Here is a 19,623-nt window from a genome sequence, read left to right on the forward strand (position 1 = left end):
TCCGTCGTCGGCAGCGTCAGATGTGTATAAGAGACAGGAACCGGCGGGGGCGCGTCGTCGCGTCGGCCTCAGCCGTCCTCGGCTGGGGACAGGGCTGCGAGGTCTCGCTCGGCGAAGAGGCGGTGGTGGTACTCCTCGTTGAGGACGATGAGGAGGCACTCGCGGACGAGGAACGACTCGCCGGCCGGCGGCCACCCCGGCGCCTCGACCGGCGTCGTCATGCGGTCCAGCTCGTCCTCGGTGAGGTGGTCGACGACCTCGCGGACCGTCGCCATGCGGTCCCGCCGCAGCGCGAGCGCCTCGTCGAGGGACGGGCGCACGTGCCGGTCGCGGGGGACGCCGGGCGTGTCCTGCATCTCGTCCCACGGCAGGTCGAGCGGGTGCCACGGCGACGGGTCGCCGAGGACGCCGCGGCGCACCCAGGCGTCGGTGGCGAAGGCGAGGTGCCGCAGCGTCTCGACGAACGACCACTCGCCGCCGACGGACGCGTGCAGCTGCTCGGCCGGGAGCGCCTGCGCCCGCTCCACCGTTCCCGCCCACAGGCGCTCGACGACGTCCCACGCCTCACGGAAGCCGGCCGGGTCGGTCGGGCGCATCCGCGGCCGGTCGGGGTCGCGCCGGTCCAGCTCGGCCTCCACGAGCGGGACGATGTCCACCCCGTTGACCGTGACGTCGAGCAGCTCCCCGGAGATGTCGACGTCCTGCAGCTCGACACCGCGCATGACGACGCGTCGCAGCTCGGTGCCGCGGACGGTGGCGTCGGTCAGGCTGACCGACGAGAGCTGCGCCCCCTGCAGGTCGACGTGCCGGAACGTGCTGTCGCGCAGGTCGACCCGCTCGAAGCGTGAGCCGCTCAGGTCCTCGCCGACGTGGGCGGTGCCGATCTGCGGTGGGCGTTCGGAGTCCTCGCTCATGCCGCGACCGTAGACCCACCACCGGACGTTCCGCGTCCGGATGCACGCCGGTCGACGGACGAGTCGGGCGACGGGATGGCGTGAACGGACGGCGAACGTCCGCGTGCGGGTCTACCGTCGAACCAGGTGCTGTGCCAGTGCCCACCAGGTGGAGGGGTCCCATGCTGCGAAGAATCCTCGCCGCCGCGACCCTCGCCGGGCTCGCGGGCCTCGGCCTCGCCGTGCCTGCCGAGGCCGACCCCGGCACGGGCACTCTCACCGTCACGGGCGACGCGGGCGACTACCTCACCCAGGGCGTCGGCCACGCCTACTCGAGCCCGGCCGACGCGGTCGACCTGACCGGTGACCTCCACCACGTCGCGGTGGGTGTCAGCGGCGACGACGGCGACTGGTGGACCATCGACGTGGCCGCGCCCCCGGGTGAGGTGCTGACCGCCGGCACCACGTACGCGGCGACCCGGTACCCGTTCAACGACGGCGCGGGTTTCGACCTGGCCGGCAACGGTCGCGGCTGTGACACGTCCAGCTCGATCGTGACCGTCGAGGCCATCGGCGTCGACGACGTCGGGGCGGTGACCCGGCTGGCCGCGACGTTCGAGCAGCGGTGCGACGCCGGAGCCGCCGCGGCTCGTGGCCACGTGGACGTGAGCCTCGCGCCGGCGCAGCCCCCGTTGCAGGTCCGCCTGACGACGACCGGCGCGACGCTGGGCTCCTCCGGCGGTGTCGTGGTGGCCGGCACGCTGACGTGCTCCTCCGACACGACGGCGTACGTGCGGGTCGTCGTCACCCAGATCGTCGGCCAGACCCTCCTCGACGGCACCGGCAGCACGTACGTCGACTGCCGGGCCGGGCGCACGGCCGGCTGGGCGGGGTTCGCCTACGACACCGCCGGACCGTTCCTCGCCGGCGACGCGGTCGTGGCGTCGACGGTCTCGGCCGGTGACGCGGCGACCGGGGAGCAGGCGCGTGCCTCGGACACCGACACGCTCCGGCTCGGCGTGCCGCCCACGTCCTGAGCCGCCGGTCCGCCGCCGGTGAGCGCAGGGTCCGCGGCCGCTGAGCGCGCGGTCGGCCGCCGGTCAGCGAGCGGGGCGGACCGTCCCGGTCGCCTCCGCGATGCCGACGCGGGCGCCGTCCGGTCCGGGCGCCCACGCGGTCATCGTCACGGTGTCGCCGTCCTCGAGGTAGGCACGGGTGGACCCGTCGGCCAGGGTCAGCGGCTCGGTGCCGTTCCACGTCAGCTCGAGCAACGAGCCGCGGGTGTCCTTGCGGGGACCCGAGATCGTCCCGGAGCCGAAGAGGTCGCCGTCGCGCAGCGAGGCTCCGTTGACGGTGAGGTGGGCGAGCATCTGCGCGGGGGACCAGTACATGGCTCGGTGCTCGGGACGCGAGACGACGGTCCCGTTGATGGCCACCTCGACGTGGACGTCGAGGCCGAAGGCGTCGCCACGCAGGTACGGCAGCACCTCGGGGTCGTGCTGGCCCGGTAACGCCACCCGGGCAGCGTCGAACGCCTCGAGGGGCGTGACCCAGGCCGAGACCGTCGTCGCGAACGACTTGCCGAGGAACGGCCCGAGCGGCACGTACTCCCACGCCTGCAGGTCGCGGGCGCTCCAGTCGTTGAGCAGGACGACGCCGAAGAGGTGGTCGGGGGCCTGGTCGACCGACACCCGTTCACCGAGGGCGGTGGCACCGCCGACGACGTAGCCGAGCTCGGCCTCGATGTCGAGCCGGATGCTCGGGCCGAAGACGGGCGCCGGGTCGCCCGGTCCCTTGCGCTGGCCGGTGGGCCGCACGACCTCGGTGCCGGAGACGACGACGGTTCCCGAGCGACCGTGGTAGCCGATGGGCAGGTGCTTCCAGTTCGGCGGCAGGGCGGGGCTGTCCGGGCGGAAGATCCTGCCGACGTTGGTGGCGTGGTCCTCGCTGGCGTAGAAGTCGACGTAGTCGGCGACCTCGACCGGCAGGTGCAGGGTGACGGCCGCGAGGGGGTGCAGGTGCGGCGTGACGCCCTCGCGGTGCACGTCGTCGGTGAGGACCTCGGTGAGCCATCGCCGGGCGACGGTCCAGGCGGGCCGACCGAGGGCCAGGAAGGCGTTGAGGCTCGGTGTCAGCCAGGCCGTCGCGAGGTCCGGCCCGTCCCCGACGAGGCCGGCGTCGCGGCCGACGGCGGCCACCGCTCCGGCGTCGAGGACGAAGTCGCCGATGCGCACGCCGACGCGCGGTCGGGGGTCTGCAGACGTGGAGAAGACGCCGTAGGGCAGGGTGTGGATGCCGAAGGCGTGGTCTGCGGGGACGTCGAGCCACGTCGTCGTCACGTCGATCTCCTTGGGGGGCTGGGGAACCGGGGCAGTGGTCAGGGCAGTTCAGTGGAGTTCAGGCGAGTTCGCCGGAGCTCAGCGCAGCAGGCCGAGGGCGTCGAGCTCGCGCAGGGGGTCGAGGACGCCGCAGCAGCCGTAGGACGTGAAGGCTCGGCGGACCCGCGTGGACGCGGCCTCGTCGAGCGACGCGACGGCGCCGGCGATGACCTCGGTGTCGGTGCGCGCGAGGGTCGCTGCCAGGTGCGGTGCCTCGGCCCCGTCGAGGGCCTCGTGCACCGCGAGCAGGACGTTGAGCAGCCCGTGCATCGGCTCGTCTGCGTACCGGCCCCGGACGGCGTGGTGCAGGCCCCCGGTCAGCTTGAACGAGAGCCCGCGCAGGACGACGGCGTCGAGGAAGCCGCCGAGTCGGTCCTCGTCGGGCCAGGGCCACGTGGGCGTCGGCCCGGTGCGGAACTTCGCACGGACGTCGTGGTCCTCGTCGACGGCGGCCGCCACCTCGTCGAGCGCGCGCTCCTGCGCGCCACCGACGCTGACCTCGACGACGAGCGGCACCCCGAGGGCCAGCAGCTCGCGCCACGACTCGGTCCACCCCACCTCACCGGCCACGACGAGCACCCGGGCGTCGTCGCGGAGCAGGGCGACCGCCTCGGTGAGCGCCTCGAGCGGTTCGGAGGGTCGCACGACGAGGCTGACGGCGAGGGGGTCGCGGGTGGTGCGGTCGTCCGCCGCAGCGAGGGCCGCGAGCCGGCGCGCCGACGCCGCCGGAACGAGGAGGGGACCGACGTGCACCCCCGGTCCGGTGGCGCGCCGGTCGAGGTGCTCGCGCACGGCGACCTCGAGGGCCGCGTTGCCGGGCGGGAAGACCGCGGCGTCGTCGACGAGGCGGTCGAACAGGGGCGCGAACGGCGTCCTTGACATGGTCGGGAGCGTACTCCACTGTTGCTGTAGCGATACACCAACGTCCGGTGAGCGGACGTGCTGGGGTCCTCACCCCCAGTGCACGACAGAGAGGTCAGCGGTTCCATGGCGCACTACCACGCGGTCGGCGACATCCCCCCGAAGCGGCACACCCAGCACCGTCGCGCCGGTGCCGACGGGCAACCGGGCGAGCTGTATTACGAGGAGCTCATGGGGGAGGAGGGCTTCTCCTCCGACTCGTCGCTGCTCTACCACCGCAACATCCCCTCGACCACGGTCGCCGCCCGGGTCTGGGACCTCCCGGACCAGTCCACGACCCCCAACCACCCGCTGACACCACGCCACCTCAGGCTGCACGACCTCTTCGACGCCGACGCAGTGGCCCGCACGGACGTCGTCACCGGCCGGCGCCTCGTCCTCGGCAACGGCGACGTGCGCATCTCGTACGCCGTCGCCGCACAGGCGAGCCCGTGGTACCGCAACGGCATCGGCGACGAGTGCGTCTACGTCGAGCGCGGCGCCGCCCGCGTCGAGACCGTCTTCGGCGCCTTCGACGTGGCAGAGGGGGACTACGTCATCATCCCGCGGGCCACGACCCACCGATGGCTCCCGGTCACCGATGCCGCCGAACCGCTGCGCGCCTACTGCATCGAGGCCAACAGCCACATCTCCCCGCCGAAGCGCTACCTGTCCCGGTACGGCCAGCTGCTCGAGCACGCGCCCTACTGCGAACGCGACCTGCGCCAGCCCGCGGGCCTGCTGCTCGCCGAGGACGTCGGGGCCGACCCGGACGAGGAGACCGAGGTGTACATCAAGCACCGCGGCACCGGGCCGGGTGGCGTCGTCGGCACGATCCACACGCTGCCCTTCCACCCGCTCGACGTCGTCGGCTGGGACGGCTGCCTCTACCCGTACGTCTTCAACGTGCGCGACTTCGAGCCGATCACCGGACGCATCCACCAGCCGCCGCCCGTGCACCAGGTCTTCGAGGGGTGGAACTTCGTCATCTGCAACTTCGTGCCCCGCAAGGTGGACTACCACCCCCTCGCCGTCCCCGTGCCGTACTACCACTCCAACGTCGACAGCGACGAGATCATGTTCTACGTCGACGGCGACTACGAGGCGCGCAAGGGCTCGGGCATCGGCAGGGGCTCCATCTCGGTGCATCCCGGCGGCCACGCCCACGGCCCGCAGCCGGGAGCGACGGAGGGCTCGCTCGGCGTCGAGCGCTTCGACGAGCTCGCCGTCATGGTCGACACGTTCCGACCGCTCGAGCTGGGCGAGGGCGGGCGGGCCGTCGACGACGGCCGGTACGCGATGTCGTGGTCGCGGGGCCTGGAGCGTGCCGCCCATGCGGTCCAGGACGCCGGCGGCGCGGCATCGGGCACCCAGCCGGGCCGTGGTGTCCACTCCGAGGGCTGAGGCAGGCGGACGCGTCGTGGCCGACCCCGGGGGACGCAGCGAGTCCTCCCAGACCCTCGACCGCGGCATCCGCGTGCTCGAGGTCCTCGCGGTGCCCGGGCGCGCGGCCGGTTTGACGATCACCCAGCTCGCCGGTGAGCTCGGTGTCGGCAGGCCCGTCGTCTACCGGCTCGTGGCGACGCTCGAGGCGCACCGCCTGGTCTCCCGGGTCGCCGACGGCCGGGTGCGCCTCGCCCTCGGGCTGACCCGTCTCGGCGCCGCGGTGACGCCGATCGTCCGGGCGGAGGCCCGGCCGGTGCTGCGTGAGCTCGCGGACGCGGTCGGCGCGACCGCACACCTGACGATCGCCGACGGCGACGAGGCGCTCGCGCTCGTCGTCGTGGAGCCGACGTGGACCGACTTCCACGTCGCCTACCGGTCCGGCTCCCGGCACCGCCTCGACCAAGGGGCGGCCGGGCGCGCCATCCTCGCCGGACGTGCCGGTCGCTCCGAGGTCGTCCAGACCGACGGAGAGCTGCAGGCGGGCGCGCACGGGCTCGCGGTCCCGGTGCCGACGAGCGACCCCGACGCCGTCGAGGCGTCGGTCGGCGTCGTCGCCCTCGAGCCGCTCGAGCTGCGCACGGTCGGTCCCCGGCTGGAACGAGCCGCCCGGGCCTTGCGCGCCGTCCTCACCTGACGGCGGCCCGCCTTCGCCGCTAGCCGGCGATGGTGGGGGTCCCGACGAGGTGCACGCCGGCGGCGTCGAGCTGCGCGACGGCGGCCTCGGTCGTGGTCCGGGCGACGCCGGCGGTGAGGTCGAGCAGCACCGTCGTGTCGAAACCCGCCTCACGCGCGTCGAGCGCCGTGGCGCGCACGCAGTGGTCCGTCGCGATGCCGACGACGTCGACTCGCGTGACGCCCCGCTCGCGCAGCCACGAGGCGAGGTCGGTGCGCTCGGGGTCGTCGCTGACGCCCTCGAACCCGCTGTAGGCGGCCTCGTACCGGCCCTTGCGGAAGACGGCCTCAACGTGCCCGAGGGCCCCCGCCAGGGCGGGGTGGAAGGCGGAGCCCTCGGAGTCGGCGACGCAGTGCGCGGGCCAGGTGTCGACGTAGTCCGGGTGGTCGCTGAAGTGGGCGCCCGGGTCGATGTGCCAGTCGGCAGTGGCCACGACGTGCGCGTACTCACGGGCGTGGCCGCTCACGTGGTCGCTGACGCCCTCGGCGACGGCCGATCCGCCGGCCACGGCGAGCGACCCGCCCTCGCAGAAGTCGTTCTGCACGTCGACGATGACGAGGGCGCGGGCGCCCTCCGGAGTCGTGGGTCCGGCCATCGCTCAGTGCTCCTCGTAGATCGTGGGGATGACGGGCTCGCCGCGTGACAGCTGGGCGGCGGCCCGGGGCAGCTCGGCGCGCGACGCCTCGTGGCGGGCCCGGGCCTCGTGGATGTCCTGGTGGTCGACGACGACGCCATCGCGGACGAGCTCGACCATCAGCGGCCGGTCGTCGCCGTCGTCGACCGGCCGCTCGCCGATGCCGATGACCTCCGCCTGCGCGACACCCGAGTCGTCGCGCCGCCGCATCGCCCACTTGCGCCCGCCGACCGACAGCTTGTCCTTGCTCTTCTTCGCGACCGGTCGCATCGTGCCGGCGGCGTCCTCGCGCTGGACGAGCTTGTAGACCATCGACGCGGTCGGGGCCCCCGAGCCGGTGACGAGGGCCGTGCCGACCCCGTAGCCGCTGACCGGTCCCGCGGCGAGCGCCGCGATGGCGTACTCGTCGAGGTCGCTCGTGACGATGATGCGCGTGTCCCGGTTGCCGGCGGCGTCGAGCTGGGCCCGCACCTCCTGCGCCTGGATGAGCAGGTCGCCCGAGTCGAGGCGCACGGCGCCGAGCTCGGGCCCGGCGATCTGCATCGCGAGGTCGACGGCAGCGCGCACGTCATAGGTGTCGACGAGCAGCGTCGTCCCCTTGCCGAGCGAGTCGACCTGCGCCGTGAAGGCCTCCGTCTCCGAGTCGTACAGCAGGGTGAACGCGTGAGCGGCCGTGCCCGTCGTCGGAACCCCGAAGCGACGCCCGGCCTCGAGGTTGCTCGTCGCCGCGAAGCCGGCGACGTAGGCCGCCCGCGCTGCCGCGACGGCGGCCTCCTCGTGGGTGCGGCGCGACCCCATCTCGATGCACGGCCGGTCGCCGGCGGCTGCCGTCATGCGCGAGGCCGCCGACGCGATCGCGGTGTCGTGGTTGAGGATCGACAGGACGAGAGTCTCGAGGAGGACGCCCTCGGCGAACGTCGACTCGACGACGAGCACCGGCGACCCCGGGAAGTAGCACTCGCCCTCGGGATAGCCGCTGACGTCGCCGGAGAACCGGTAGCCGGCGAGCCAGTCGAGCGTCGGCCGGTCCACGACACCCGTGCCCTCGAGGAAGCCCAGCTCGGCCTCGTCGAACCGGAACCGCTCGAGGGCCTCGAGGAAGCGGCCGGTGCCGCCGACGACGCCGTATCGCCGTCCGTCCGGCAGCCGGCGCGCGAAGGCCTCGAACACGCAGCGCCGGTGCGCCTCGCCCGAGGCGAGCGCCGCCTGGAGCATCGTCAGCTCGTAGTGGTCGGTCAGCAGCGCCGTGCTCGCGGCGCGGGGGCTCGTCGGGCTCACGAGCCTCAGCCTAGGCGCGGCGCGCTCGGGGACGGTTCGTGGACCTGCGGCCTGCCCGCGGCCTGCCCGCGGCGGGCCCTCCGGTGGACCTAGGGTGGTCCCGTGACGCCGAGCCTGTCCCTCGCCCCGGTCGAGGAGGAGACCACCTCCGTCGACGAGGTCGTCGCCCCCGACCTGCCGTGGGTGACGATCGTGTGGAACGACCCGGTCAACCTCATGACCTACGTGACGTGGGTCTTCGAGACCTACTTCGGCTACCCCCGGGCGCGCGCCGAGAAGCTCATGATGGACGTCCACGTCAAGGGGCGCGCCGTCGTGTCGAACGGTCCCCGCGAGACCATGGAGCGCGACGCCGAGGCACTCCAGGGGTACGGCCTCTGGGCCACCTTCGAGAAGGACGAGTGATGGCGCGCGCCTTCCTGCTCGAGGACGACCGGTACGTCGCCCTCCTCGACGACCTCGAGCGGACCATCCTGCGCGGGCTCATGGAGCAGACCCGCGTCCTGCTCTCGCCGGAGGTCGAGCCGACGGGCGACGCCTTCGACGACCTCGTCGCCTCGATGGGCCTGTCGCTGGGGAACGACGCGTCGGGCGGGTCCGGCTCGCCCGGGGGCACGGGTGCGGGCGGTGACGACGACGAGGCGCGCGACCCCGCCCTCGAGCGCCTCCTGCCCACCGCGCACCGCGGTGACGACGCCGTGGCGGCCGAGTTCCGCCGGCTCACCGAGGAGGGGCTGCGCCAGCGCAAGAGCGGCAACCTCGACCTCGCCGTGCGCCGGCTCGAGGCCGCCCGAGACGACCGGGTCGAGCTCGCGCGCGACGAGGCACCGGCCTTCCTCGTCGCCCTCACCGACGTCCGGCTGCTGCTCGGCGAGCGCATGGGCATGCGCACGGAACAGGATGCCGACGCGCTCTACGACGCGCTCGAGTCGATGGCCGACGACGACCCGCTGGGCTACGCGATGGCCTGGTACGACTTCCTCACCTGGCTGCAGGAGACGCTGACCCAGGCGCTCATGGGCCGCGGCCTCGAGGTCCTCGACACCGACGTCGACGTCGACGCCGACGACGACGACTCAGACGACGACACAGACGACGACATCGAGGACGACACCGACGACGACTACGACGACGCGGACGGTCACGGGCGGCCGCGCCGTCCCGGTCACTGAGCCCGCCGGCGTGGCGTCCGACACACCGGCCGCGCGCGAACGGGACCGCGTCGGTCCCGGCACCTAGGCTCGGGCCGTGGACGTGACGATCGTGGGGTGCTCGGGGTCCTTCGCCGGCCCCGACTCGCCCGCGTCGTCCTACCTCGTGCGGACCGCGCACGAAGGGCGGACGTGGAGCATCGTCCTCGACCTTGGCAGCGGGGCGCTCGGCGCCCTCCAGCGCCACGTCGTGCCGCACCAGGTCGACGCCGTGCTCCTGTCCCACCTGCACGTCGACCACTGCATCGACATGTGCGGCCTCTACGTCATGACCCGCTACGTGCCCGGCGGCACCGGTCGCGGCCCGCTCCCCGCGTGGGGGCCCGCCGGCACCGGTTCCCATCTGGCTCGCGCCTACGGCAGCGGGGAGTCCGACGCACTGCTGTCCGCCTTCGACTTCCACGACCTGTGCGACCGGCACACCTTCACCGTCGGGCCCTTCACCGTCACGCCGGTGCGCGTCGAGCACCCCGTCGAGGCGTACGGCTTCCGCGTCGAGGCGGGTGGGCGCACCCTCGTCTACACGGGCGACACCGACGCGTGCCCGCAGCTGTCCGACCTCATGGCCGGCGCCGACCTCGTGCTCGCCGACTCGGCGTTCGTCGACGGCCGCGACACCACGCCGGGCATCCACCTGTCCGGACGCCGCGCCGCCGAGGCGGCCGTCGCGGCCGGCGGCGTGGGTCGGCTCATGCTGACGCACATCCCCGCCTGGAACGACCCCGAGGTGTGCCGCGCCCAGGCGGCGCAGGTCTGGCCCGGGGAGGTCGAGCTGGCCCGGCCGGACGCGACGTACCGGGTCTGAGGCTGCGCCGAGGTCGAGCGGTCGACGCGGCGGGTCCGGGCGCCGGATGCCCGCGCCGGGTCCCGGCCGGGCATGGTTAGCCTCGGGAGCATGACTGACCGACATGACGGCCGTGCTCCCGACCAGACGCGCGAGGTGCGGATCACCCGCAACTGGCTCGACCACGCCGAGGGCAGCGTCCTCGTCGAGTTCGGCCGCACCCGGGTGCTGTGCGCCGCCTCGTTCACCGAGGGCGTGCCGCGCTGGCTCAAGGGCAAGGGGACCGGCTGGGTGACGGCCGAGTACGCGATGCTTCCGCGGGCGACGAACACCCGCTCGGACCGTGAGAGCGTCAAGGGCCGCATCGGCGGTCGCACCCACGAGATCAGCCGCCTCATCGGCCGCAGCCTGCGCGCCGTCATCGACACCAAGGCCCTCGGCGAGAACACCATCGTCCTCGACTGCGACGTCCTCCAGGCCGACGGCGGCACCCGCACCGCCGCCATCACCGGCGCCTTCGTCGCGCTCGCCGACGCCATCGAGGACGCCCGCGGCAAGGGCCTCATCGGCCGCAACGCGCAGCCGCTGACCGGCTCGGTCGCCGCGATCTCGGTCGGCGTCGTCGGCGGGCAGCCCGTCCTCGACCTCGACTACCCCGAGGACTCGACGGCCGAGACCGACATGAACGTCGTCATGACCGGCGACGGGCGCTACGTCGAGGTCCAGGGCACCGCCGAGGGGGAGCCCTTCGACCGCGCCCTCCTCGACGGCCTGCTCGAGCTCGCGGCCAAGGGGTGTGCCGACCTCACCGAACGGCAGCGCGCGGCGCTCGCCGAGGAGGTGGTCCGGTGACCATGGTCGTCCTCGCCACCCGCAACCACCACAAGGTCGAGGAGCTGCGCGAGATCCTCGCCGACGTCTGCACCGAGCTCGGGCTCGACATCGTCGGGCTCGACGACTTCCCGCACGCGCCCGACGTCGTCGAGGACGGCGTGACCTTCGAGCAGAACGCCGTCCTCAAGGCGGCGTCCGCGGCGAACGCCACCGGCCTGCCCGCGCTCGCCGACGACTCGGGCCTGGCCGTCGACGTCCTCGGCGGCTCGCCGGGCATCTTCAGCGCCCGCTGGTCCGGGGGCCGGGGAGATCTCGCCAACCTCGAGCTGCTGCTGCGCCAGCTCGGCGACGTCCGCGACGAGCACCGCGGTGCTGCCTTCGTCTGCGCCGCGGCGCTCGTGCTCCCCGACGGCCGGTCGGCCGCCGAGCTCGGGCACTTCCCGGGCACCGTGGCCCGCGAGGCCCGGGGCACGAACGGGTTCGGCTACGACCCGATCTTCGTGCCCTCCGGACAGCCGGCCGGTTCTGAACGCACACTGGCGGAGTACGGCACCGACGAGAAGAACGACGTGTCGCACCGCGCGCTCGCGTTCCGGGCGCTCGTGCCCCACCTGAAGGAGCTCCTGAGGCCATGACGACGACCAGCCCGGCCCCGACCGTCCCCGGAACGCCGACGACGCGGACACCCGCGTGGGTGGGCGCCGCGGACGGGGTGGTGGCCGGGCTGCTCACCGTCGGGACGGGCACGCTGCTCGCCGCGGTGATGACCGGCGTCGGCGCGTCTTCCGGGCAGCCGGCCCCCGTCGCCGCGGTGAGCGGGGCGTTCATCGACCGGACCCCGCCGTGGCTCAAGGACTTCGCGGTGTCCACGTTCGGGACCAACGACAAGCGAGCCCTGCTCGTCGGGGTCGTCGTCGTGCTCGCCCTCGTGTCGGCCGCGCTCGGCATCCTCGTGCAGAGACGGCCGATGCCGGCGCTCGTGGCCTTCGCGGTCCTCGGAGCCGTGGGTGTGGCGGCTGTCCTGACGCGCCCCGGTGCCGCCCCGCTCGACGCGCTGCCGACGCTGGTCGGCACGCTCGTCGGGCTGTGGTTCCTGCGCCGGTCGGCCGCCCTGGCGGGGACGCCGTCGCCAGCGGTGGGCCCCGCGCGCCGCTGGGTGCTCGGCGGCGTCGTCGGCGGTGCCGCGGCCTGGGTCGGTGGCGTCCTCGGCGGCAGCTCGTCGGCCGCGACCGCATCCCGTCAGGCGGTCGCGGCGGAGCCCGCCCGCGCCGCGAAGGTGACGGTGCCCGCGGGCGCGGACCTCAGGGTGCCCGGTCTGACCCCGTACATCGTGCCGAACGAGGACTTCTACCGCATCGACACCGCCATCGTCGTGCCGCGCGTCGACGCCGAGACCTGGAGGCTCAGGGTCACCGGCATGGTCGACCGGGAGGTGGAGATCGACTGGAAGACGTTGCAGGGCAAGCAGATGCAGGAGGCGCTGATCACCTTGACGTGTGTCTCGAACGAGGTGGGCGGGGACCTCATCGGGAATGCCGTCTGGACCGGCTGGCCCGTCCGGGAGCTGCTGAGGATGGCCGGGCCGAAGGCGGGCGCCGACATGGTGCTGCAGACGAGTGTCGACGGCTTCACCGTCTCCACCCCGCTCGGTGCGCTCACCGACGACCGCAACGCGCTCCTCGCGGTGCGCATGAACGGTGAGCCGCTGCCGTTCGAGCACGGCTTCCCGGTGCGCGTCGTCGTGCCCGGACTCTACGGCTACGTGTCGGCGACGAAGTGGGTCACCGAGCTCAAGGTGACCACCTACGCCCAGGACGTCGCCTACTGGACGCCGCGCGGGTGGTCGGCCATGGGACCGATCAAGACGGCCTCACGCATCGACGTGCCGAAGGCCGGCGCCGTCGTCAAGGCGGGTACCGTCGCCGTGGCGGGTGTCGCCTGGCACCAGCACACCGGCATCTCCAAGGTCGAGGTCCAGGTGGACGACCAGCCGTGGGCCGAGGCCCGTCTCGCCGCCGACGCGAGCATCGACACGTGGCGTCAGTGGGTGTACGAGTGGAACGCCACGCCGGGCAGCCACGACCTGCGGGTGCGGGCCTACGACGCGAGGGGAGAGGTCCAGTCGCCGTACGAGGCGCCGCCGGCGCCCGACGGAGCGACCGGCATCCACGTCGTCAACGTCCGGGTCGAGTGACGCTCGGCGCCTCCGCCCGCTCCGTGCGCTCCGGACGGCCCTCCGGACGGCTCTCCTCGCCGGTCACGACGGCGTCCACCTCGACCTCGACGAGCAGGTCGGGGTCGATGAGTGCCGCCACCTGGACCATCGACGCGGCCGGCCGGACCTCGGCGAACACCTCGCCGTGCGCGCGCCCGACCTCCTCCCAACGGCCGATGTCCGTGACGTACAAGCGAGTTCGCACCACATCGGCGAAACCGGCGCCGCACTCCGCGAGCGCCTCGCCGACGATCTGCAACGCGACCCGCGTCTGCTCGTAGGCGTCACCGACCCCGACGACCGCACCGTCGCGGACCGCCGTCGTGCCGGCGACGTGGACGAGGTCACCGACGCGCACCGCCCGGGAGTAGCCGACCGAGGTCTCCCACGCCGTTCCGGTACCGACCCGCCTGACGACCTGCTCGCGCATGCCCGCAGCCTAGGCAACTAGGCTGGGCCGCGGATCACGAGCGGACGTGGTGGAACTGGCAGACACGCAGGATTTAGGTTCCTGTGCTTCGGCGTGCGGGTTCAAGTCCCGCCGTCCGCACCGTTGCCCCGGACCCCGACGCGCCCCGACGAAGGAGACACCATGACCGACCGCCTCGAGCCCGGCGCCAAGGCCCCTGCGTTCAGCCTCCCCGACGACACCGGGGCCACGGTCGGCCTCGACGACTTCGCCGGCCGCAAGGTCATCGTGTACTTCTACCCGGCCGCGATGACGCCCGGCTGCACCAAGCAGGCCTGCGACTTCAGCGAGTCCATCGAGTCGCTGCGCGCGGACGGCTACGAGGTCGTCGGCATCTCCAAGGACGCACCCGCCAAGCTCGCCGCGTTTCGTCAGCGCGACCACCTGACGATCCCGCTGCTGTCCGACCCCGACCTGTCCGTCCACCGTGCGTACGGTGCCTACGGGGAGAAGAAGCTCTACGGCAAGACCGTCGAGGGCGTCATCCGCTCGACCTTCGTCGTCGACGCCGACGGCACGCTGAGCCACGCCCTCTACAACGTCAAGGCCACCGGGCACGTCGCCAAGCTGCGTCGTGACCTCGGCCTCGCCGACTAGAGTCGGGCCGAAACGGGAAAGGACCCAGGCATGAGCGACACCGCACGGATCGAGCAGGATATCCAGGCCACCCGCGCCCGCCTCGAGGGCACGGTCAACGAGCTCGCGTACCGCGCACAGCCGCAGGTCATCGCCCAACGGTCCATGCAGGGCCTCAGGCTGCGCCTCGACGAGGCGACGCACACCCCCGACGGTGAGCTGCGGGTCGAGCGCGTCGCCGCCGTGGCGGCAGCGGTCGTCGTCGCCGTGGTCGTCGTCGGGCTGCTGCGCCGTCGCCGCCGCTGAGCCGCGGATCCCTCTCGTGGCCAAGAGGTCCTCGGCGGCGTCCGACGAGAAGCTGCCGATCCGGATGCTGCACGACCGCGTCCTCGTGTCTCTCGAGAACGAGGGGGAGCGGCGCTCCGGCGGCGGCATCCTCATCCCCGCCACGGCGTCCGTCGGCCGGCGCCTCGCCTGGGCGCGCGTCGTCGCCACGGGCGCGAGCGTGCGGCAGGTGCAGCTCGGCGACCGCGTCCTGTTCGACCCGGAGGAGCGCGCCGAGGTGGAGCTGCACGGCGAGGACTACGTCCTGCTGCGGGAGCGCGACATCCACGCGGTGGCGGCCCAGCGCGTCGAGGACGGCCAGACCGGCCTCTACCTCTGACCGACCTGGTGATCGGCTGCCGCCGGGTCGCCGCGCTCAGTCGGGCGTGAGCTTGAGCCAGCGCAGCAGCCCCGGCCCCGGCCAGACCGGCTTGGTCGGCAGCGGCCACCGCTTCGGGTCCTTGGCGTTGAGCAGGGCGTAGCGGTCGAAGCAGACCTGCTGGGACACCGGCCCGTAGAGGTCGGCGTCCTCGCCCATCCAGGCCGCCCGGTGGGCGGCGCGGTAGTCCGCCGGCATCGAGTCCCACAGGGCCTTGTTGAACGCCCGGACCGCGGCGTTGCGCCTGCCCGGTCGGATCGCCTCGTCGTCGATGCGCCCTTCGGTGGTGATGGTCGGGCTCTGACCGAGGCCCGGGATCGCGACCCCGGCGAAGTCGCTCGACCAGCCGCGGTAGGTCAGGCGCCACACGCGGGTCATCTCGGTGATGTCGACCTCGCCGACCTGCCCCTTCCGCGGCCAGTCGGTGGACCGGACCCGGCCGCCCCCGACCGACAGCGCGATGTGACCGTGCTTGCCGCCGGCCCAGTACACCGGCGCGCCCGCCGGGGCGTCGGTGCCGCCGCGACGTCGCGTCGAGCGGTTCCACGCGGCGTTTGCGTCGGGCAGGCCGAAGCTGTGGGGCGCGGCGATGCAGTTCCACACGAAGTTGCAGCACATCCCGGAGGGGAGGTAGGTCGTGAACGCCCGCGCCTTCCCGACGCTGGCCTTCGGACCGCGGAGGACGACCAGGCCGCGGTCGATGCCACCACCGGCGCCACCATCGCCACCATCGCCACCGGCGCCACCCTCGCCACCGTCGCGGGGGGCGTCCGGCTCGTCGGTCCACGGCAGGTCCGGCTCGACGACCGCCTCGCCCTGGTCGCCGCGGTCGAGGTCCCGGTCGAAGCCATCCGGCCAGTCCGTCTCGTCCGCGCCCGGTCCTGCGCTGCCCTGTGTCGTGCTCATGTCGGTGACCTCATCGCCGTGCGCCTCCTCCGCCATCCATCGTTGCCTCGGTGGGCGGTGGTGTCCGGGTGATACACGAACGTGTCCGGAATGTGTCGAAACGGGGCCGGCGGGGCCCTGCTGCGCCATCTCGCTCGTGCGCGCTGTGGAGCGTCTCCTACCGGCGCTCGAGCCGTTCCTTGAGCCGTCGGTAGCTGACCGGCGCCTGCCGGGCGGCCCGACGGCGCACGAACAACGGGACGACGACCCTGCCGATGCCGTGGCCCTCGAGGTCCATCACCGCAGTCAGGCGGGACCTCGTGTCGTCGGCGAGAGGCTCGATCGTGATGGCGGCGTGCGGTCGGACCGGCCCGTCGACGCCCCGGACGGCCCACAGCGTCGGCGGCTCGCTGGCCGTGACCTCCTGCGTCAACGAGAACTGCCGGGCACCGGCCCGACGCGTCGTGGTGAACCGCGACCCGACCGACGTGCCGGTGCCGCCCTCGACGCGCACGACATCGTCCTGCCACTCGGGGAAGTGAGCGGGATCCGTGACGTAGGCGAAGACCTCGTGCACCGGACGGTCGATCTCGACCGTCGACCGGACGACTCTCATGAACCGCCTCCCTCATTCCGAGAACCTGGTCTGACACCAGACTCCCTCTGCAGACGGGCGAGGGCAACGGCTCGAAGGCCTCCCGCGAGCCCCCACCTCCGTCGTCTCCGTCGTCTTCGGGCCGCCTCTCACGTGGGGTGGGCGTGGCGCGCCGGGTGCGACGCGTAGAGCCGGAAGCGGACGAGCATGTCGGCGATCATGAGCGCACACGCCAGACCGCACACTCCCGACGTGACCGCGGCTGCGGGAACGATGCCCACGGCGTAGCCGGTGATCATCAGCGCCCCGGCAAGGACGGTCGATTCGGCCATCTCCAGGGTCGGCTGCCACCCCATGGCCATGAACCGCATCCACGCCACCATGGCCCCTGCCAAGGTCAGGGTGACCACGAGGGCCGACGGGACCGGGGCGCTCTGACGCGGATCGGAGAACCCGACCACGGCGGCAAGCCCGGCCACGAGCAGGCCCAGCAGGGCGAGGCTGACACACATCACGGCGCACATCTGCAGCACGTGGACCACGAACCGGGCCACCTGCCTTCCGGCCGACGGGCTGGGACCGGCCCGCACGGGTGCCTCCAGGGCGGGCTTGGTGTCGTGTTGTAGTCGCATGGCGTTCCTCCTTCGGTCTCGGACCCGTGCTGGAGTGCTGCCTGGGGAGCCGTTCGGAGAGCTGGAGTGCTGGGAGCGACCCGGGGCGGGGTCCGTGTACCCCAACCGTGCGCGTGGGTTGAGCGCCCGGGTGCGGACCAAGGTCCCTGATGTCAACGGCCGGCCCGCCGCTCGCGCGGTGTCGGCTCACGTCTCTGCGGCGGACGGCAGCGGGTCGTGGCACACGGCGCGGACACCGGTGATCTCGGCGGCGAGCGCATCAGCCAAGGCACGCTCGTTCTCACCCTTGGTGGCACTGACGGTGACGATGCCCTCGCGCACGGAGATCTGCCACCTCGGTGAGCCGTATCGGGCAAAGACCCGGGTCACGTCGTGAGCGATCTCGTCGTCGGGCCGGGACAGGCAGCGGATGACGTCACTGCGGCTCAGCATCCCGACCAAACGATGCCCTGTCACGACCGGAACGCTCTTCCAGCCATGGGCAGCCAACACGGCAACCACATCCGCGACGTCCTCCTCGGCCCGCGTGACGTACGGTTCACGGGTCATCAGGGACTCGACGGTCTCCGGAAGGGCCTCACCGGCCCGGCGCGTGGGGCGCAGGTGCCCCCGGGGATCGGGCTGGATGGAGCGGCGCAGGATGTCGGCCTCACTGACGATCCCGACGACCCGGCCCTCTGCGTCCACGACCGGCAGGCTCGTCACGTGAGCGCGCGCCATCAACCGGACAGCCGCCTGCGGTGACGTCTTCTCGCCGATGTGGACTGCCGGCGTAGTCATGATTTCGCGCACCAGCATGGACGCGCTTCCTTCCAAGCGACGAGCGACGAGCGGTCGTCCCTCGGTCCCGGGCGTATCTCAGTGTCGTTGCCAAGGCCGGCGAACGGTCAGGGATGAAGGTCCCGCCATCGGTGTCGACCCGGTCACCCCGGAACCCGAGGCAGGGCATCCGGCCAGTCCGCGCCTCCTTCTGGCGGGAGAGACGCCGGGCGTCCCCGGCAGGTCCGGGTCGGTGGCCTCGAGCACGCCGGTGCGGGTGTGCCCCGGGCGGAGCGCAGTGGGAGATGATGACCTATGCGCGAGGTGGCTGTACGTGCCTTGTCCCTGGGTCGGCTCGCCCACGTCCTCTCGGCGGAGCGCCTCGCCCTTCTGGAGGCTGCAGCCGAGGCGGCCAGAGTGTCATTGGCGTGCCGCACGGTATGGAACATCAGCTCGACCGCGCGGGGCGGTGGCGTGGCCGAGATGCTGCAGACGCTGGTGGGCTACGGCAGAGGCGCCGGGGTCGACACGCGCTGGCTGGTGCTCACGGGCGACGACCGCTTCTTCACCCTGACCAAGCGGCTGCACAACCTGCTCCACGGGACCCCGGGGGATGGCGGCGGGCTCGGCGCGACCGACCTGGACCACTACCGGCAGGTGCTGGCCCGCAACCTCGAGGGGTGGCACGAGCGAGTCCGCCCCGGCGACATCGTGCTGTTGCACGACCCGCAGACCGTCGGCCTGGCCCGTGCGCTGCACGAGCTGGGTGTGCACGTCATCTGGCGCTGTCACATCGGAACCGAGCAGGCGAATGAGCACACGGAACGAGGCTGGGAGCTGCTCCGCCCGTTCGTCGAGGCGGCCGACGTCTGTGTCTTCTCACGCAAGGAGCACGCGCCACCGTGGGTGCCGCCGGAACGTGCCTGGGTGATCCCGCCGTCGCTCGACCCGCTCAGCGCCAAGAACGCCGAGATGACGGCTGACAGCATCCGGTCGGTGCTGCATCGTGCGGGCCTGGTGGACCAGCCGACCGCCGATGGCAGCCTCGCGTTCGCCCGTCGCGACCGCTCCGGGGATGCGGTCCGCGCGCACCACGGGCTGTTGCTGGGCGAGGACCGGCGGTTGCCGCCCGACGTGCAGGTGATGCTGCAGGTCAGCCGGTGGGACCGGCTGAAGGACATGGGCGGCGTGCTCACCGGCTTCAGCGACTATCTGGACCGCTTTCCTGACAACGTGCACCTGCTGCTCGCGGGGCCTGCGATGGGTGGAGTGAGTGACGACCCCGAGAGCGAACAGGTGCTCAGGGACTGCCAGCACCTGCGCGGCGCACTTCCACGGTCGCGACGTGCGCGCGTCCACCTGTGCTGCCTTCCCATGGACGACGTCGACGAGAACGCGCACCTGGTCAACGCGCTCCAGCGGTACGCGACCGTGGTCGTGCAGAAGAGCCTGGCGGAGGGCTTCGGGCTGACGGTCACCGAGCCGATGTGGAAGAAGCGTCCGGTCGTCGCCTCGGCTGTCGGCGGCATCTCTGACCAGATCGAGGACGACGTCAGCGGCGTACTGCTCGCCGACCCCAGCGACCTGGACCGGTTCACCGCCCTCGCCTCGGACCTCTTCGGGAACCCGGAGCGACGGACGCGGATCGGAGACGCCGCGCACGAACGGGTATCCAGCGACTTCCTCAGCGACCGCCACCTGATCCGGTACGGCGAGCTGTTCGGTTCCTTGCTGGCGGGTTGACGAGGCCACCGTCTG

At 72.8% G+C, this 19,623-nt stretch carries 23 protein-coding genes and 1 tRNA gene; 14 read left to right on the forward strand and 10 right to left on the reverse strand.

Annotated elements, in window-relative coordinates:
• Window positions 1-68 precede the first annotated feature (68 nt).
• On the reverse strand, window positions 69-914 hold the full coding sequence (locus tag ACPYOM_RS07500) for a DinB family protein (protein ID WP_481345480.1): 846 nt from the start codon (window positions 912-914) through the stop codon (window positions 69-71).
• A 161-nt stretch (window positions 915-1,075) separates the two neighbouring features.
• Between ACPYOM_RS07500 and ACPYOM_RS07505 the strand changes: the two genes are divergently transcribed.
• A complete protein-coding gene (locus ACPYOM_RS07505; protein WP_481345481.1) occupies window positions 1,076-1,930 on the forward strand; it encodes a hypothetical protein in 855 nt (284 codons plus the stop codon).
• A 63-nt stretch (window positions 1,931-1,993) separates the two neighbouring features.
• Here ACPYOM_RS07505 and fahA read toward each other — a convergent pair whose 3' ends face one another.
• Window positions 1,994-3,232: a fumarylacetoacetase gene (fahA, locus tag ACPYOM_RS07510; RefSeq protein WP_481345482.1), complete on the reverse strand. Its 1,239-nt coding sequence runs from the start codon at window positions 3,230-3,232 to the stop codon at window positions 1,994-1,996.
• A gap of 78 nt (window positions 3,233-3,310) precedes the next feature.
• Window positions 3,311-4,153, reverse strand: coding sequence for a hypothetical protein (locus tag ACPYOM_RS07515; RefSeq protein WP_481345483.1), 843 nt, complete (start codon window positions 4,151-4,153; stop codon window positions 3,311-3,313).
• Window positions 4,154-4,258: 105 nt separating this feature from the next.
• On the opposite strand from ACPYOM_RS07515, the gene ACPYOM_RS07520 reads away from it, so the two are divergent.
• On the forward strand, window positions 4,259-5,575 hold the full coding sequence (locus tag ACPYOM_RS07520; RefSeq protein WP_481345484.1) for a homogentisate 1,2-dioxygenase domain-containing protein: 1,317 nt from the start codon (window positions 4,259-4,261) through the stop codon (window positions 5,573-5,575).
• A gap of 16 nt (window positions 5,576-5,591) precedes the next feature.
• Complete coding sequence (locus ACPYOM_RS07525; RefSeq protein WP_481345485.1) at window positions 5,592-6,251, forward strand: IclR family transcriptional regulator; 660 nt, start codon at window positions 5,592-5,594, stop codon at window positions 6,249-6,251.
• A gap of 19 nt (window positions 6,252-6,270) precedes the next feature.
• Here ACPYOM_RS07525 and ACPYOM_RS07530 read toward each other — a convergent pair whose 3' ends face one another.
• Both ACPYOM_RS07530 and ACPYOM_RS07535 read right to left on the reverse strand, forming a co-directional pair.
• Window positions 6,271-6,885 carry an isochorismatase family protein gene (locus ACPYOM_RS07530; RefSeq protein ID WP_481345486.1) on the reverse strand — a complete coding sequence of 205 codons (615 nt, stop codon included), beginning with the start codon at window positions 6,883-6,885 and terminating at the stop codon, window positions 6,271-6,273.
• A 3-nt stretch (window positions 6,886-6,888) separates the two neighbouring features.
• Window positions 6,889-8,202, reverse strand: a complete 1,314-nt coding sequence (locus ACPYOM_RS07535) for a nicotinate phosphoribosyltransferase (protein WP_481345487.1) — start codon at window positions 8,200-8,202, stop codon at window positions 6,889-6,891.
• A 102-nt stretch (window positions 8,203-8,304) separates the two neighbouring features.
• On the opposite strand from ACPYOM_RS07535, the gene clpS reads away from it, so the two are divergent.
• The 6 genes from clpS to ACPYOM_RS07565 all read left to right on the forward strand — a co-directional run bounded on the left by clpS (window position 8,305) and on the right by ACPYOM_RS07565 (window position 13,225).
• Window positions 8,305-8,607, forward strand: a complete 303-nt coding sequence (gene clpS, locus ACPYOM_RS07540; protein WP_481342663.1) for an ATP-dependent Clp protease adapter ClpS — start codon at window positions 8,305-8,307, stop codon at window positions 8,605-8,607.
• Entirely contained in the window at window positions 8,607-9,374 is a 768-nt protein-coding gene (locus ACPYOM_RS07545; protein ID WP_481345488.1) for a DUF2017 domain-containing protein, read from the forward strand. The genes clpS and ACPYOM_RS07545 overlap by 1 nt, the downstream gene beginning before the upstream one ends.
• A gap of 76 nt (window positions 9,375-9,450) precedes the next feature.
• The gene (locus tag ACPYOM_RS07550; RefSeq protein WP_481345489.1) at window positions 9,451-10,218 is read left to right on the forward strand and encodes an MBL fold metallo-hydrolase; all 768 of its coding nucleotides are present in this window, start codon (window positions 9,451-9,453) and stop codon (window positions 10,216-10,218) included.
• A 90-nt stretch (window positions 10,219-10,308) separates the two neighbouring features.
• Entirely contained in the window at window positions 10,309-11,049 is a 741-nt protein-coding gene (gene rph / locus ACPYOM_RS07555; protein ID WP_481345490.1) for a ribonuclease PH, read from the forward strand.
• Window positions 11,046-11,666, forward strand: a complete 621-nt coding sequence (rdgB, locus tag ACPYOM_RS07560; RefSeq protein WP_481342659.1) for an RdgB/HAM1 family non-canonical purine NTP pyrophosphatase — start codon at window positions 11,046-11,048, stop codon at window positions 11,664-11,666. The genes rph and rdgB overlap by 4 nt, the downstream gene beginning before the upstream one ends.
• On the forward strand, window positions 11,663-13,225 hold the full coding sequence (locus ACPYOM_RS07565; protein WP_481345491.1) for a molybdopterin-dependent oxidoreductase: 1,563 nt from the start codon (window positions 11,663-11,665) through the stop codon (window positions 13,223-13,225). Before rdgB ends, ACPYOM_RS07565 begins: the two co-directional genes overlap by 4 nt.
• Here the strand turns inward: ACPYOM_RS07565 and ACPYOM_RS07570 are convergent.
• Entirely contained in the window at window positions 13,206-13,676 is a 471-nt protein-coding gene (locus ACPYOM_RS07570; protein WP_481342657.1) for a RidA family protein, read from the reverse strand. The two genes, ACPYOM_RS07565 and ACPYOM_RS07570, sit on opposite strands and share 20 nt — an antisense overlap.
• 40 nt (window positions 13,677-13,716) lie before the next feature.
• Here ACPYOM_RS07570 and ACPYOM_RS07575 point away from each other — a divergent pair.
• From ACPYOM_RS07575 to ACPYOM_RS07590, 4 genes are all read left to right on the forward strand, one after another.
• Window positions 13,717-13,796: transfer RNA gene (locus tag ACPYOM_RS07575), tRNA-Leu, on the forward strand.
• 42 nt (window positions 13,797-13,838) lie between these two features.
• On the forward strand, window positions 13,839-14,312 hold the full coding sequence (gene bcp, locus ACPYOM_RS07580; protein WP_481345492.1) for a thioredoxin-dependent thiol peroxidase: 474 nt from the start codon (window positions 13,839-13,841) through the stop codon (window positions 14,310-14,312).
• Window positions 14,313-14,342: 30 nt separating this feature from the next.
• Entirely contained in the window at window positions 14,343-14,597 is a 255-nt protein-coding gene (locus ACPYOM_RS07585; RefSeq protein WP_481345493.1) for a DUF3618 domain-containing protein, read from the forward strand.
• 64 nt (window positions 14,598-14,661) lie between these two features.
• Entirely contained in the window at window positions 14,662-14,955 is a 294-nt protein-coding gene (locus ACPYOM_RS07590) for a GroES family chaperonin (protein WP_481342206.1), read from the forward strand.
• Between the two features lie 36 nt (window positions 14,956-14,991).
• Here the strand turns inward: ACPYOM_RS07590 and ACPYOM_RS07595 are convergent, their stop codons facing one another.
• From ACPYOM_RS07595 to ACPYOM_RS07610, 4 genes are all read right to left on the reverse strand, one after another.
• Window positions 14,992-15,900, reverse strand: a complete 909-nt coding sequence (locus ACPYOM_RS07595; protein WP_481345494.1) for a hypothetical protein — start codon at window positions 15,898-15,900, stop codon at window positions 14,992-14,994.
• A gap of 157 nt (window positions 15,901-16,057) precedes the next feature.
• Window positions 16,058-16,495 carry an SRPBCC family protein gene (locus ACPYOM_RS07600; RefSeq protein ID WP_481345495.1) on the reverse strand — a complete coding sequence of 146 codons (438 nt, stop codon included), beginning with the start codon at window positions 16,493-16,495 and terminating at the stop codon, window positions 16,058-16,060.
• A gap of 128 nt (window positions 16,496-16,623) precedes the next feature.
• Complete coding sequence (locus tag ACPYOM_RS07605; protein WP_481345496.1) at window positions 16,624-17,106, reverse strand: hypothetical protein; 483 nt, start codon at window positions 17,104-17,106, stop codon at window positions 16,624-16,626.
• Window positions 17,107-17,292: 186 nt separating this feature from the next.
• Window positions 17,293-17,904, reverse strand: a complete 612-nt coding sequence (locus tag ACPYOM_RS07610) for a CBS domain-containing protein (protein WP_481345497.1) — start codon at window positions 17,902-17,904, stop codon at window positions 17,293-17,295.
• 276 nt (window positions 17,905-18,180) lie between these two features.
• Here ACPYOM_RS07610 and ACPYOM_RS07615 point away from each other — a divergent pair, with 276 nt between their 5' ends.
• Window positions 18,181-19,608 carry a glycosyltransferase gene (locus tag ACPYOM_RS07615; protein WP_481345498.1) on the forward strand — a complete coding sequence of 476 codons (1,428 nt, stop codon included), beginning with the start codon at window positions 18,181-18,183 and terminating at the stop codon, window positions 19,606-19,608.
• Window positions 19,609-19,623 lie beyond the last annotated feature (15 nt).

It is taken from the genome of Monashia sp. HAY1-2A, assembly GCF_056755315.1.